Here is a 13,172-nt window from a genome sequence, read left to right as displayed (position 1 = left end):
GTCAGGCGCCCTCGCGCCGGCCTCCCGGTGAGATCAGTCCTGTCTCGTAGGCGAGCACGACGGCCTGGACACGGTCCCGCAGGTCCAGTTTGGACAGGATGCGGCCGATGTGCGTCTTGACCGTGGTCGGGCTGAGGAACAGGCGGTCGGCGAGCTCGGCGTTGCTCAGGCCCGTCGCGAGCAGCCGGAGCACCTCCAGCTCGCGGGGCGTCAGGCCGGACAGGTCCCGGTGGAGGGTCGCCGCTTCGCCCTCCGCCTGGATGGCGAAGCGTTCGATGAGGCGGCGGGTGATCGCGGGCGCGAGCAGGGCGTCACCGGACTGCACCAGGCGTACGGCGGCCACCAGGTGCTCGGGGGTGACGTCCTTGAGCAGGAAGCCGCTGGCGCCCGCGGTGAGCGCCGCGTAGACGTAGTGGTCCAGGTCGTACGTGGTGAGGATGATGACCCGCGTCGCGTGCGGGCCCTCACCGCCCAGGATCCGCCGGGTGGCCTCGATGCCGTCCATCTGCGGCATACGGATGTCCATGAGGACGACGTCGGGCCGGGTGCGCCGGACGGCGGCGACCGCCTCGGCCCCGTCGGCCGCCTCGGCCGTCACCTCGATGCCGTCGGCGGCCAGGATCATCCCGAAACCGGTGCGCACGAGGGCCTGGTCGTCGGCGATGACGATGCGCAGCGGGGACCGGCTCATGCGGTGCGCCAGGGTATGAGGGCCTTGATGCGGTAGCCGCCCGTGAGGGTCGGTCCTGCGGTGAGTTCGCCGCCGTAGACCGCGAGGCGCTCGCGCAGGCCGATGAGACCGCGGCCGTTGCCGCCCGCCGGCGGTGCGTCCCGCACGCCGCCGGTGTCGACGACCTCGATCTCCAGGCGGTCGTCGGCGCAGCCGATGGTGACGGATGCCTCGGCGCCGGGCGCGTGCTTGATCGTGTTGGTCAGGGCTTCCTGGACGACGCGGTACGCCGCGAGGTCCACGCCGGGTGACAGCGGGTCCTGCGGCAGGACCACCGTGACGTGCACCGGTGTCCCCGCGGCACGGACCCGTTCGATCAGGGCGTCGAGCTGACCGAGGCCGGGCTGTGGTTCGAGGCCGTCCGCGGGGCTGTCGGGCCTGCCGGTGTCCGGGGCCGCCAACAGGCCCATCACATGCCGCAGTTCGGCCATCGCGGCCCGGCCTCCGGCCTCGACCGCCAGGAGGGCCTGCTTCGACCGTTCCGGTGCCGCGTCCATCACCTTGCGTGCCGCGCCCGCCTGGATGACCATCACGCTCACATTGTGGGTCACCACGTCGTGCAGTTCAGCGGCTATCCGGGATCTCTCCTCGTCCACCGCGCGGCGCATGGCCTCCGCCTGCTCCCGCTGCAGCTGCGCGTACCGGTCCTTGCTCGCCGTCAACTGCCGCTGCCAGAGCCGGACAAGGCCGGCGAGCACCCCCGCCACCAGGAGCACGACCGCCGGGCTCGACCAGCCCGGCAGGACGGGCTCCGTGTCCCGGAAGCCGATGCCCGCCAGGACGGCGGCGGCGAGCAGCACGGCCATCGCCCGCATCCGGTAACGGCTGTACATGACCGCGCTGTAGGCACCGATGACGCAGGTCAGCACGTTGATCCAGGAGGTCCGGTCCTCGCCGATGACCAGCGCGATGCCCAACACCGCCGCGAACGCGGCCAGTGGATACCTGCGCCGGTATGCCAGCGGAAGCGCCGAGAGGGCGACGAGCGGCCACGGCGCGGCGTAGGTCACGGGGTGCGGCATCTCGGGCCCCGGCGGCGGCGGTTCGGGCATCGGAGGCGGCTCCCCGGGCTCCGGAAGCGGCGGTTCGGGCATCGGAGGCGGCTCCCCGGGCTCCGGAGGCGGATCCGACGGCCCGGAGGAGACGTCCTGCCCGATCGTGACCGGCCCGCTGTCGGGGTACCGCGCCGCCACGATCAGGGCGACGACGGTCAGCAGGACCGCGAGGGCCACATCGATCCGCATCGCCCGGCGCGACAGCGGGGCGGGCCTCGCCTCCGGCCGGAACGCGTCCCGCAGTTGCTGACGCCGCCCGCGGCGCTCTCCCGTGTCCACCGGCTCATTGTGCGACCCGCCCGCTCCGGTCCGCATCAGCCTGCGCGGCCGGGCTGCCGTACCACGGGAGTACGTCGCTGTGATGACCCCGTGCCGGAGTCATCCGCGGGAAGCACCGCATGTCGGTGCCGCGGCCGACGCGGCCGGACGGCGCCCGCTCCTACCTTCGCCGAGCAGGCACGGCATGAGCCATCGACCTCAAGGACGGACACCTGCCATGACTCACGTGATCGAACTGAAGGGCGTGGCCAAGCGCTACGACAGCGCGGGCGCGCCCGCGCTCGGCCCGCTCGACCTCGGTGTCGCCCAGGGCGAGGCGCTCGCGGTGACCGGTCCCTCCGGCAGCGGCAAGTCCACGCTCCTGAATCTCGTCGCCGGCCTGGACAAGCCGACGGACGGCACGGTCACGGTGGCGGGGCGGCGCATCGACCGGCTGAGCGAACACGCGCTCGCCCGCTTCCGCCGCGAACAGATCGGCATGGTCTTCCAGTTCTTCAACCTGCTCGACGACCTCACCGTCGCCGACAACATCCAGCTGCCCGCCCAACTGACAGGAACGGCACGGAAGAAGGCGGCGGCCCGCACCGTCGAGCTCATGGAGATCCTCGGCATCCAGAAGCACGCCCGCGCCTATCCGGGCCGTCTCTCCGGCGGCGAACGCCAGCGCGTCGCGGTCGCGCGGGCGCTGGTCAACCGCCCCGCGCTGCTCCTCGCCGACGAGCCGACCGGTGCGCTCGACACCGCGTCGGGCCACGACGTACGGGAGCTGCTCGTGGATCTGCACCGCGGCGGGCAGACGATCGTCCTCGTCACGCACGACCTGGCGCTCGCACAGGCCTGCGCGAGCCGCACGATTCACCTGGTCGACGGCCGTCTCGCCCTCGACACGCATGCGCAGGCCCTGCGGTGAGCGGCTTCGGCAGCGGCGCGCTCGGCCGCGTCGTGCGCTCCGGGGTGGGCCGGCGCCGGGTGCAGACCCTGGTGATCGCCGTGGCCACGATGATGGCCGTGGCATCGGCCGTGGTCGCCGGGTCCCTCATGGTCGCCGCGAACGCCCCCTTCGACCACGCCTTCGCGCAGCAGCACGGTGCGCATCTCACCGCCCAGTTCGATCCGGCGAGGACGAGCACGGCACGGATCGAGGCCACCGGGCGCCTCGACGGCGTCACCGCGAGCGGTGGTCCCTACCCGCTCACGACGATCCACCCGGTGGCCCCGGACGGCGGTCAGGTACCGGCCATGACCCTGGCGGGGCGCTCCACCCCGACGGGCTCCGTGGACGACCTGGACCTCAAGTCCGGCCGCTGGGCGACGAAACCGGGCGAGATCGTCCTTGACGAGTCCTTCGCCGGACCCGCCTTCGAGCCCGGCTCCACCCTGAGGACGTCGGACACCGCCGACGGCAGGACCCTCAAGGTCGTCGGCCTCGCGGTCTCGGTCAGCAAGACCGCGGGTGCCTGGGCGACGCCCGCACAGGTCAGGGCGCTGGCGTCCAAGGACAGTCCGGTCACGAGCCAGATGCTCTACCGCCTCGACTCCGCGGACACGAACGCGCAGATCACCGCGGGCCGGAAGGAGATCGCCGCCGCGGTTTCGTCCGGGGCGCTGCTCGGCACCCAGTCCTATCTGGACACCAAGCGCGCCGCCGACCAGGGCGCGGCGCCAACCATTCCGTTCCTGATCGCGTTCGGTGTCCTCGGCATCGCGATGTCCGTGATCATCGTCGGGAGTGTGATCAGTGGCGCGGTCGGCACGAGCCTGCGCAGGATCGGCATCCTCAAGGCCATCGGCTTCACACCGCGCGAGGTCGTGCGCGCCTATGTGGCCCAGGCGCTGATCCCGGCGGGCATCGGCATCGCGCTGGGCGTCGTGCTCGGAAACCTGCTGGCCGTCCCGCTCCTGGACGGCACCGAGGAGGTGTACGGCACGGCATCGCTGTCGGTGGCCTGGTGGGTGGACGTCGTGGTGCCGGCCGCCGCGCTGCTCGTCGTCGGCGTCGCGGCCCTCGTGCCCGCGCTGCGGGCCGGGCGGCTGCGCACGGTCGAGGCCATCGCGGTGGGCCGGGCGCCGCGCACGGGGCGCGGTCAGTGGGCACACCGGGCGGCGGGTCGGCTGCCGCTGCCGCGGGCGGTGACCTACGGTCTCGCCAGCCCCTTCGCGCACCCGGTCCGTACGCTCGCGATGCTGCTCGCGGTGGCCTTCGGCACGGTCGCGGCGACCTTCGCGGTGGGTCTCACGGCGTCGCTCAACGCGGTCGGTGACGCGTCGGACCCCGAGGAGCGCGCCGCTGTCACCGTGTTCAGCGGGGGCGGGCCGCCGCAAGGCCCCGCCAAACCCCGCTCCTCGGAGGCCGGTTCGGCTCCCCCGGCCGCCGACCCGGCGAAGGTGCGCGCCGCCGTCGAGGCGCAGGCGGGCACCGGCTCGTACTACGGCCTGACGGAGACCGAGGCCACCGTGGGCGGGATCTCGGGACCGGTCCGGGCCAGCCTCTACCAGGGCGACATGGGATCGGGCGGGTACGAGATGATCTCCGGCCACTGGATCAGCGGCGCGGGGCAGCTCGTCGTGTCCACGCGTTTCCTGGAGAGGACCGGGACCGAGATCGGCGACACCGTGCGGGTGACCCTCCGGAAGGAGAGCCGGACCCTGCGGATCGTCGGTGAGGCCTTCGACACGTCGGACGACGGTCTGCACCTCCACGCGGGCCTCGCCGACTTCCCCACGGTCGAGCCCCAGACGTTCCTCGTCGAGGTGAAGGCCGGCGTCTCCCCCGCCGCGTACGCCGAGAAGCTCTCCGCGACGCTCGAGCCGCTGGGCGGGGACGCCGTGGCCAATTCCCCCTCGGAGCAGGAGGGCACGATCCTCGTCCTGAACACGATGGCGGTGCTGCTCACCTTGATGCTGGTCTCCGTGGCGGCCCTCGGCGTGCTCAACTCCGTCGTCCTCGACACCCGGGAGCGCGTCCACGACCTCGGCGTCTGCAAGGCGATCGGCATGTCACCGCGGCAGACCGTGAGTCTCGTACTGGCCTCGGTGGCGGGGATCGGTGTGGTCGGCGGGCTCGTGGGCGTGCCCGCCGGGTTCGCGCTGCACGGCTTCGTGCTGCCGGTGATGGGGCGCGCCGCGGGCACCGCGCTGCCGCCGTCGGTCCTCGACGTGTACGCGACGTCGCATCTGGTCCTGCTGGGTCTGGCCGGGGTGGTCATCGCGCTCCTGGGCGCGCTGCTCCCCGCGGGCTGGGCGGCCAGGGCCCGCACGGCCACGGCGCTGCGCACGGAGTGAGGGCCCGCCCGCCGCGGACTGCCGAGGGGGCTACGGCTCCCTCGGCGGCCACTGGGGACGCTGGTCGTCGGGCAGGGTCCCCAGGGCCTGGCCGACCGTGCGGTGGGCGGGGAGCAGTTCCGTGCTGCCGGTCAGCGTCAGCATCTCCGAAAGGCGCCGGCCCGCCCCCGCGAGCAGCAGCTTGCCCTCGCGGCGGGCGAGCAGCCAGCGCACGGCGAGCAGGCAGTTGAGCCCGCGCGAGTCGCAGAACATCAGCGCCGTCACGTCGAGGACCAAGTGCCGGTGGCCTGCCTCGACGGAAGCGCCGAGGGTACGCAGAAAATACTCCTCGCAGGACTGGTCGAGCTCGCCGCTGACCCGCAGCACCGCGGAGTCGGAGCAACTCGCGAGCTCGGTGATGGTCAGGCGATGGGTCTCAGTGGACATCGCACCCCCATGAGCCATCGTACCGAGATCAACCCAGTGGCCTCTCCCGAAACAGCCCGGCGCGGCTCGCGCGCTGCCGCGTGGCGCTACCTCTTGTCGAGGAGCTTGACCCGCAGCCGCCCGAGAATCTTGGTCAGGATGCGCGAGACGTGCATCTGGGAGATGCCCAGCTCCGCGCCGATCTCGCTCTGCGTCATGTCGGCGGCGAACCGCATCGCGAGGATCCTGCGCTCGCGTTCCGGGAGGGCGGCGATGAGCGGCTTCAGGGTGTGCAGGTCCTCGACCTTGTCCAGCTCGGGATCGCGGTAGCCCACGTGGTCGGCGAGCGTGTCGTCGGAGTCGACCCCGTCGGCCGGGAAGTCCAGGGAGGCCGTGGTGTAGCCGTTGGCCGCGGTGAGGCCTTCGCTGATCTCGGCCTCGTCCAGGTCGAGGTGCTCGGCGAGTTCGGCCGTGGTCGGGGCGTGCCCGTTGGTCTGCTCGAGATCGGTGGTGGCCTTCACGAGGTCGAGGCGGAGCTCCTGCAGCCTGCGGGGAACGCGCACGGCCCAGGTGGTGTCGCGGAAGAAGCGCTTGATCTCGCCCATGATGGTCGGCAGCGCGAAGGTCGGGAACTCCACGCCCCGCTGCAGGTCGAAGCGGTTGATCGCCTTGATCAGACCGATCGTGCCGACCTGGACGACGTCTTCGTACGACTCGTCGCGCGGGCGCATCCGATGCGCGGCGTACCGCACGAGGTTGAGGTTCAGCTCCACCAGCGAGTTGCGCACATAGGAGTGCTCGGGGGTGCCTTCCTCCAGCGCGTCGAGGCGGGCGAAGAGCGTCTTGGAGAGGGCCCGCAGATCGGCCGTGCGCTGTCCGCCGCCCAGGGGCAGGGGGTGCTCGGTGGCCGTCGGCTCGGCTGCGGCGACGTCGGGGCCGGCGGTATGTCGCTCGGCGAACGCCACCGTGGGTGCTGGGCTGCTGGGCGTCGGGGCCACCATCGTCACTCCCGGAACACATGGCGCCCTCGGGGTGAGAGCGCGCCGTGCACGGGCTCTTACCCGCCATCTCTCGTTACATTCCCGTGACTTGACTCTCCGTATAAAAAACCGCTTCGGGATAGGAAGCCTCTTCCGGGGAACCCGGTTCAACGCGGGATGACTCGGGAGGTGGACGGCTGTGATCTGGTGGATGTGGCTGACCGTCGTAGTGGTCGCACTGCTCCTGCTGGCCGGTGCGGCCTTGGGAACTCAGGCCCGGCGCCGGGGCGGCGGCGCGATCGTGGTCCGTCGAGGGCGTCGTGCGGGACGCGGGAGGACCCGATGACCACGCTGATGCTCGCCGCCGGGCTGACCAAGCGGCCCGTGGTCACGCTCGGCGGGGAGGCGGTGGCCCAGGTCAAGGACACCGTCTTCGACGCGGCGGGCGGACGGATCACCGGTTTCACGCTGGCGGGCCGCGGACTGTTCTCCGGTCCGCTCAAGCAGAGCCTGCCCTGGTCCGGCGTCCACGCGCTGGGGCCTGACGCGGTGATGATCCCCGCCGTCGAGGTCCTGCAGGCCAGGGACGCGGTGGTGGACAGGGGCGAGGCCGACACCGGGCAGGTGCGCGGCGCCCGGGTGCTGAGCGATGCCGGTCTCGAGTTGGGCACCGTGCTCGACGCGGTGGTCGAAGGGGGCGCCAGCGGCCGGGTGGTCGGCTTCGAGGTCGCCACCACCGAGGCGATGGGCCGCCATGAACGCCGGGCGTTCCTGCCGGCACACGGCCAACTGGCCATGACCGGGGACACCTTGGTGATCCCGGCCCCGCTCGCCGAGCAGGCGGTGGACGACCTCGGCGCGCTGACCGCCCTGTGGGAGCGGATCCGCACCACGGGTGAGGCGGGGTTCCGGAAGGGGAACGACCGATGATGCTGCTCAGTCAGGTACTGGGTCACCCGGTGATCAGCGCCGAGGACGCGCGTCCCGCCGGGGAGGTGGCCGGACTCGGCATCGATCCGCGGACCCGCCGGATCACGGAGCTGTACCTGCGGGACACCAAGAGCGGCGACAGCGTGCCGTGGGCCGCGGTGCGCGGGGTGGGCCCGGACGCGGTGATCATCGACACCGGCGCCACGGCCGAGGAACCCCGGAGCAGCTCGCACTCCCGGGCACACAAGAGGCTGCTGGGCAAGCGGGTCCTCACCGAGTACGGCGAGGACATCGGCACCCTCACCGAGGTCACCTTCGACCCGGACACCGGCACCGTCGGCGACCTCTACGTAGGACGCGAACAGGTCCCCGGCAGCCGCCTGGTCGGCCTCGGCCCCTATGCGCTGGTCCTCGGCGCCGGGCCCGCACCCGCGCCTTGATCAGGGCCCACGGGCCGCCACCCTTTTGGCGGAGTGTGTGCCTTCGGGCGCAGGGCACCCGAAGCGCCATGCGACTCATCAGCCTGATCGAACACACCATGGAGCGATGGACGACGCCCCTGTGGACCACGGTGCTTCCGACCCGGCACCGGCGCGGGGAAGTGGTGGCCACCCTGCGCCGTCAGTGCGACGACAGCGCGTTGATCCTCGGGCACGAGCGCGTTCTCGTCCCCAACGCGTTCGTCATCGAGCTGCCGCCGGAGAGCCACCGCCGGCTCACGACCACCGGCGCGGAGCTGAGTCGCCACCTCGCCGCACAGGTCCACCGGCACGCCGCCGAGCAGGGCTACACGTTCGCGGGCCCGGTGGCGGTGAGCCTGCGTCCGGCCGGCGGGGACGCGGTCGGCAGGTTCCGGATTCACGGCCGTATCGCCCCGCAGACCACGGGGCGATCACCCGGCCGAGCCGCTGCGGCAGAAACGCTGTGTTTTGAGTGAACCAATATGTGTGTCGGCCGTGAGAGAAATCAGCGTGAGGCGCTCTGAGAGTTTCTTGCACGCCAACAGGAACGGCATTTTTTACCCCACGGAGCCGACCGCAGCGTGCTACTGTCGATCTCAGTTGCAGTTGTGGTTCCCAAAAAACTTCAAGTGCCCTCACCTCTCTTTTGTGCAGGTGGGAGCACTTTTGTATTTCCGGTCATTTCCGGCGGGGCGATCATCGCGGCGACACGGAGTGCGCACAGTGCGGACTCCGGGCACTGCCCCGAAGGAGATATGACATGGCTATTGGCACCGTGAAGTGGTTCAACGCTGAAAAGGGCTTCGGCTTCATCGAGCAGGACGGCGGCGGCCCCGACGTCTTCGCCCACTACTCGAACATCGCCGCCCAGGGCTTCCGTGAGCTCCAGGAAGGCCAGAAGGTGAACTTCGACATCGCCCAGGGCCAGAAGGGCCCGACGGCCGAGAACATCGTTCCCGCCTGACGCTCACGCGTACTTCGCAGCTGGGGCCCGCACCTTGGGGTGCGGGCCCCAGCTCGTGCATTTCCCGCAACATCCAGGGCCACGCATTCTCTGCGCGAACACTGCGTCATCGACCTTTTGTTCGCCGCGTCCCTGTCCGGAACGTCATTACGTTCCCGCGCATCCGCCCGCAGAACACCTGCAGCCGGCCGGATTCGCTTTACGCATTTTCCCCGGCCCGTTCTCGTGATTCTCCGCGCTGCGTTCTCGCTGCGGAATTTCCTTGGTACGTGCCGCATCAAGGAAGGTTCCGCATGAACCGCACACGCACGAACGACCGCTCTTCCCGCGCACGCTCCGGCGGCTACGGCTCCGGTTCCGGCTCGAGCTACGGCTCCGGCTCGGGCGGCGGCAGGAGCGGAGGCCGCTTCGGCGCCCCGTCCGGCGGCGGCCGCTCCGGCGGCCCGAACCGTTCGGGTGGCTACGGCCGCCGACCGTCCGCACCCCAGGGCGAGTTCGCCCTGCCGGTCACGGTCACCCCCGCGCTCCCGGCCGTCGAGGCCTTCGCCGATCTCGTGATGCCGGCGCCGCTGCTCGCCGCGCTCGGCCGCGAAGGCATGAGCGTCCCGTTCCCGATCCAGGGGGCGACGCTGCCCAACTCCCTCGCGGGCCGCGACGTACTCGGCCGTGGCCGCACCGGCTCGGGCAAGACCCTCGCCTTCGGTCTCGCACTGCTCGCCCGTACGGACGGCCAGCGCGCCGAGCCGCGCCAGCCGCTGGCCCTTGTCCTGGTGCCCACCCGCGAACTGGCCCAGCAGGTGACCGACGCGCTCACGCCGTACGCCCGCGCCCTGAAGCTGAAGCTCGCCACGGTGGTCGGCGGCATGTCCATCGGCAAGCAGGCCGGCGCGCTGCGCGCCGGAGCGGAAGTCGTCGTCGCCACGCCCGGCCGCCTCAAGGACCTCATCGACCGCGGCGACTGCCGGCTGAACCAGGTCGGCATCACCGTCCTGGACGAGGCCGACCAGATGGCCGACATGGGCTTCATGCCCCAGGTCACCGCGCTGCTCGACCAGGTGCGCCCCGAGGGCCAGCGGATGCTGTTCTCGGCCACCCTGGACCGCAACGTCGACCTGCTGGTCCGCCGCTACCTCAACGACCCGGTGGTCCACTCCGTCGACCCCTCGCAGGGCGCGGTCACCACGATGGAGCACCACGTGCTGCACGTGCACGGCGCGGACAAGCACCGGACGACCACCGAGATCGCGGCCCGCGACGGCCGCGTGATCATGTTCCTGGACACCAAGCACGCCGTGGACAAGCTGACCGAGCACCTGCTGAACAGCGGCGTCCGCGCCGCGGCGCTGCACGGCGGCAAGTCCCAGCCGCAGCGCACGCGGACCCTGTCCCACTTCAAGACCGGTCATGTGACGGTGCTCGTGGCGACCAACGTCGCCGCGCGCGGGATCCACGTCGACAACCTCGACCTGGTCGTGAACGTCGACCCGCCCACCGACCACAAGGACTACCTCCACCGTGGCGGCCGTACGGCCCGCGCCGGTGAGTCCGGCAGCGTCGTCACGCTGGTGACCCCCAATCAGCGTCGCGACATGAGCCGCCTGATGGCCGCCGCGGGCATCAGCCCGCAGACCGCCCAGGTGCGCTCCGGCGACGAGGAGCTGAGCCGCATCACCGGCGCCCAGGCCCCCTCGGGCGTCCCGGTCACCATCACCATGCCGGCCGCCGAGCGCCCCCGGCGCGGCAGTTCGTCCTCGTCCCGTGGGCGCCGCAGCCGCAGCGCCCAGGACCGGCGCACCGACCGTGCCCCGCGCCGCGCCGCGCAGGGCCCGTCCGCATCTGCGGCCTAGGCTCCACGTTCACCAGGCTCATCCATCCCTGCAGGAGGCACCTTTGACACCGGTTCAGACGCAGCCCCGCCCGGCGGACCCCGCCACCGTCCCGCTGACCGACGGCGCCGAAAGCGCCGGCGGCACGGACGCGAGCGGGCCTCAGGTCCGTGACGACATGACCGTGGAGCTGGCTCTGTCGGTCATGTCCGGCTCGGGCGCCGGCCATCTGTTCCTGTGCGACGAGGACGACCAGTGCACGGGCCTGATCACCCGGGCCCAGCTCATCGCCGTCCGCGAAGGCCCCGCCTACACGGACCAGGTCCGCCTACGGGACGTTCTCGCTCTCGCGCGTTGATCGCCCCACCACTCTCAGTCGGCCCCTCTCCTCACATGTGAGGCATCATGCGCTGCGTCATCGCCCGTTTCCCGTTCGACCTCACCAAGAGTGGGGTGCTGGACGCGATGAAGGGCATCAAGCCCGAGCCCATCACGGGCGACTCCGTCATCGTCGGCCGCCGCCACTACCCCATCAAGCAGGTGGGAGCGGTGATCACCCGCCAGGACCGTCGTGACTTCAGCGCCGGTGAGGTCACCCGTGCCATGACGCTCCTCGGCTTCACCTGCCGCACCCCCTCCGAGGACGCCGCCCCGCGCGTCCTCACCCCGCTGCAGACCGCGTCGGCGATGCTCGGCGCCTCCACGCCCGTGTAACGACGCAGAACACCAGGAGGGCCCTGCCGGCGCGCGCCGGCAGGGCCCTCTTGCATGCCCGCCTCGCATGACTGCCTTACAGGCCCGCCTTACATGCCCGCAGCAGCCGCGTTCGGCCAGCAGCGCACAAAATCTGTTCTCGCGGGAGTAGACATTGGGCGGTCGCATGATTAGGGTTTCTCTCGTACCCATGGATCGGAGACGAACGGAGGAGCAGACGCCATCAGGATCGCCCGGCCCGAGATCGATTCGGCCCGGGTGCCGCAAGACCCCGGATTGGAAGGTGGTCCCCGGTCACGCATCAGCGATCCCCGCAATCCCGCCCTGTTCTCGGGCCGGACGGCGGAAACAAGAGGTCGGCGCAGCAATAAGGCCGACAGATGGTGTTGAATTTCCTTCGGGGCCTTGGTGCCGTACGGCACCAGGGCCCCTCGACGCGTTGGCACAAGAGGTGACATGACTGCAGATATTCCGCTCAGTGGTCGTCTGGACGACGACGACTACCCCGCCTACACCATGGGGCGGGCCGCCGAGATGCTCGGCACCACACCCGGTTTCCTGCGGGCCATCGGTGAGGCCCGGCTGATCACACCGCTCCGCTCGGAAGGCGGGCACCGGCGGTACTCCCGCTACCAGCTGCGGATCGCCGCGCGCGCCCGCGAACTGGTGGACCAGGGCACCCCCGTCGAGGCGGCGTGCCGCATCGTCATCCTCGAGGACCAGCTCGAGGAGGCCAAGCGCATCAACGCCGAGTACCGCCGCTCCGCGGCCGATTCCAGCGACGCCCCGGGCTGACCCGCAGGCTTCACGCGGCCGGAGGCCACACCCCCGGGACGAGAACCCCCAGCGCGTACGCCCGAGCCACCAGTTCCGTCCGGTTCGCCGCGCCCCAGCGCTCGCTCAGGCGCCGCAGGTGGTAGGTGACACCGTCGCGGGTGAGGCCCGTCTCGCGGGCCGCCCGAGCCGTGGTGGCGCCGCCGGCCAGCAGGGCCAGGATGCGGGCCTCGGCCGCCGTGGCAGCCTCGACGGGCGCCGGAGCCGGGGTGCGCTCCTCGCCCAGGACGCGGAGCAGCACGAGCAGGCCGGGCACCGCATCGACCGTGTCGCTCACCGGCTCCGCCGTCAGCTCGCCGTGGCGCCGTACCCCGTCGGCCGCCTCCCAGTGCACCGCGACCGGATAGCGCGAGCGGTGGCGCAGCCGTACCGCCTCGGCGATCCGAATGACCTGCGTCTTCTCCTCGGGGCGGAACAGCTCAAGGACGTTGCGGCCCCGCAGGGTGCCGGAGGTCTCGCCCCACTCCGCCGCCATCGCCGGGTTGGCGAGGATGATCGCCCCGCTCGCGTCGCACACCGCGACCGGCATCGGGATGCGGTTGAAGAGGAGCATGGCGCGGTTGCGCCACAGCACGGAGTCCGCGGAGTCCACGGGGCGACTCCTTCCAGCCAGGGGCAGTCAAGGGCGGTGCATCATTCGCCACTACACAATCATGTAGTGCTGCGGCGCTGACCCGCGGGGACCGGCGATCAAGCTGGGGATCAGTGACTT

General features: G+C 71.4%; 15 protein-coding genes. 10 read left to right on the top strand and 5 right to left on the bottom strand.

Annotation, left to right across the window (positions count from 1 at the left end):
* Nucleotide 1 precedes the first annotated feature (1 nt).
* Both AC07AG_RS38340 and AC07AG_RS38335 read right to left on the bottom strand, forming a co-directional pair.
* A complete protein-coding gene (locus AC07AG_RS38340) occupies nucleotides 2-691 on the bottom strand; it encodes a response regulator (RefSeq protein ID WP_478761321.1) in 690 nt (229 codons plus the stop codon).
* Nucleotides 688-2,064: a sensor histidine kinase gene (locus tag AC07AG_RS38335; protein ID WP_478761319.1), complete on the bottom strand. Its 1,377-nt coding sequence runs from the start codon at nucleotides 2,062-2,064 to the stop codon at nucleotides 688-690. Before AC07AG_RS38335 ends, AC07AG_RS38340 begins: the two co-directional genes overlap by 4 nt.
* A 217-nt stretch (nucleotides 2,065-2,281) precedes the next feature.
* Here AC07AG_RS38335 and AC07AG_RS38330 point away from each other — a divergent pair, with 217 nt between their 5' ends.
* Entirely contained in the window at nucleotides 2,282-2,974 is a 693-nt protein-coding gene (locus AC07AG_RS38330) for an ABC transporter ATP-binding protein (RefSeq protein WP_478761318.1), read from the top strand.
* Complete coding sequence (locus AC07AG_RS38325; RefSeq protein ID WP_478761317.1) at nucleotides 2,971-5,346, top strand: ABC transporter permease; 2,376 nt, start codon at nucleotides 2,971-2,973, stop codon at nucleotides 5,344-5,346. The genes AC07AG_RS38330 and AC07AG_RS38325 overlap by 4 nt, the downstream gene beginning before the upstream one ends.
* A gap of 30 nt (nucleotides 5,347-5,376) precedes the next feature.
* Here AC07AG_RS38325 and AC07AG_RS38320 read toward each other — a convergent pair whose 3' ends face one another.
* Together AC07AG_RS38320 and AC07AG_RS38315 are read right to left on the bottom strand one after the other, a co-directional pair.
* Nucleotides 5,377-5,772 (bottom strand): STAS domain-containing protein, encoded by a 396-nt coding sequence (locus AC07AG_RS38320; protein WP_478761315.1) that lies wholly within the window; start codon nucleotides 5,770-5,772, stop codon nucleotides 5,377-5,379.
* Nucleotides 5,773-5,858: 86 nt separating this feature from the next.
* Entirely contained in the window at nucleotides 5,859-6,752 is an 894-nt protein-coding gene (locus AC07AG_RS38315; RefSeq protein WP_478761313.1) for an RNA polymerase sigma factor SigF, read from the bottom strand.
* A 321-nt stretch (nucleotides 6,753-7,073) separates the two neighbouring features.
* Between AC07AG_RS38315 and AC07AG_RS38310 the strand changes: the two genes are divergently transcribed.
* From AC07AG_RS38310 to AC07AG_RS38275, 8 genes are all read left to right on the top strand, one after another.
* Nucleotides 7,074-7,661, top strand: coding sequence for a PRC-barrel domain-containing protein (locus tag AC07AG_RS38310; protein WP_478761312.1), 588 nt, complete (start codon nucleotides 7,074-7,076; stop codon nucleotides 7,659-7,661).
* Nucleotides 7,658-8,101, top strand: coding sequence for a PRC-barrel domain-containing protein (locus AC07AG_RS38305; RefSeq protein ID WP_478761311.1), 444 nt, complete (start codon nucleotides 7,658-7,660; stop codon nucleotides 8,099-8,101). Before AC07AG_RS38310 ends, AC07AG_RS38305 begins: the two co-directional genes overlap by 4 nt.
* A 68-nt stretch (nucleotides 8,102-8,169) precedes the next feature.
* On the top strand, nucleotides 8,170-8,598 hold the full coding sequence (locus AC07AG_RS38300; RefSeq protein WP_478761310.1) for a DUF3662 domain-containing protein: 429 nt from the start codon (nucleotides 8,170-8,172) through the stop codon (nucleotides 8,596-8,598).
* A 284-nt stretch (nucleotides 8,599-8,882) separates the two neighbouring features.
* Nucleotides 8,883-9,086: a cold-shock protein gene (locus tag AC07AG_RS38295; RefSeq protein WP_249591397.1), complete on the top strand. Its 204-nt coding sequence runs from the start codon at nucleotides 8,883-8,885 to the stop codon at nucleotides 9,084-9,086.
* Nucleotides 9,087-9,379: 293 nt separating this feature from the next.
* Nucleotides 9,380-10,933, top strand: coding sequence for a DEAD/DEAH box helicase (locus AC07AG_RS38290; protein WP_478761309.1), 1,554 nt, complete (start codon nucleotides 9,380-9,382; stop codon nucleotides 10,931-10,933).
* Nucleotides 10,934-10,976: 43 nt separating this feature from the next.
* Nucleotides 10,977-11,270 carry a CBS domain-containing protein gene (locus tag AC07AG_RS38285; RefSeq protein WP_478761307.1) on the top strand — a complete coding sequence of 98 codons (294 nt, stop codon included), beginning with the start codon at nucleotides 10,977-10,979 and terminating at the stop codon, nucleotides 11,268-11,270.
* A gap of 47 nt (nucleotides 11,271-11,317) precedes the next feature.
* On the top strand, nucleotides 11,318-11,626 hold the full coding sequence (locus AC07AG_RS38280) for an SCO5918 family protein (RefSeq protein WP_478761305.1): 309 nt from the start codon (nucleotides 11,318-11,320) through the stop codon (nucleotides 11,624-11,626).
* A gap of 456 nt (nucleotides 11,627-12,082) precedes the next feature.
* Nucleotides 12,083-12,421 carry a MerR family transcriptional regulator gene (locus AC07AG_RS38275; RefSeq protein WP_478761304.1) on the top strand — a complete coding sequence of 113 codons (339 nt, stop codon included), beginning with the start codon at nucleotides 12,083-12,085 and terminating at the stop codon, nucleotides 12,419-12,421.
* 10 nt (nucleotides 12,422-12,431) lie between these two features.
* Here the strand turns inward: AC07AG_RS38275 and AC07AG_RS38270 are convergent, their stop codons facing one another.
* Nucleotides 12,432-13,013: a helix-turn-helix transcriptional regulator gene (locus AC07AG_RS38270; protein WP_478761479.1), complete on the bottom strand. Its 582-nt coding sequence runs from the start codon at nucleotides 13,011-13,013 to the stop codon at nucleotides 12,432-12,434.
* Nucleotides 13,014-13,172 lie beyond the last annotated feature (159 nt).

Source organism: Streptomyces sp. NPDC044044 (assembly GCF_056434405.1).
This window is presented reverse-complemented; position numbering and strand designations above follow the sequence as displayed.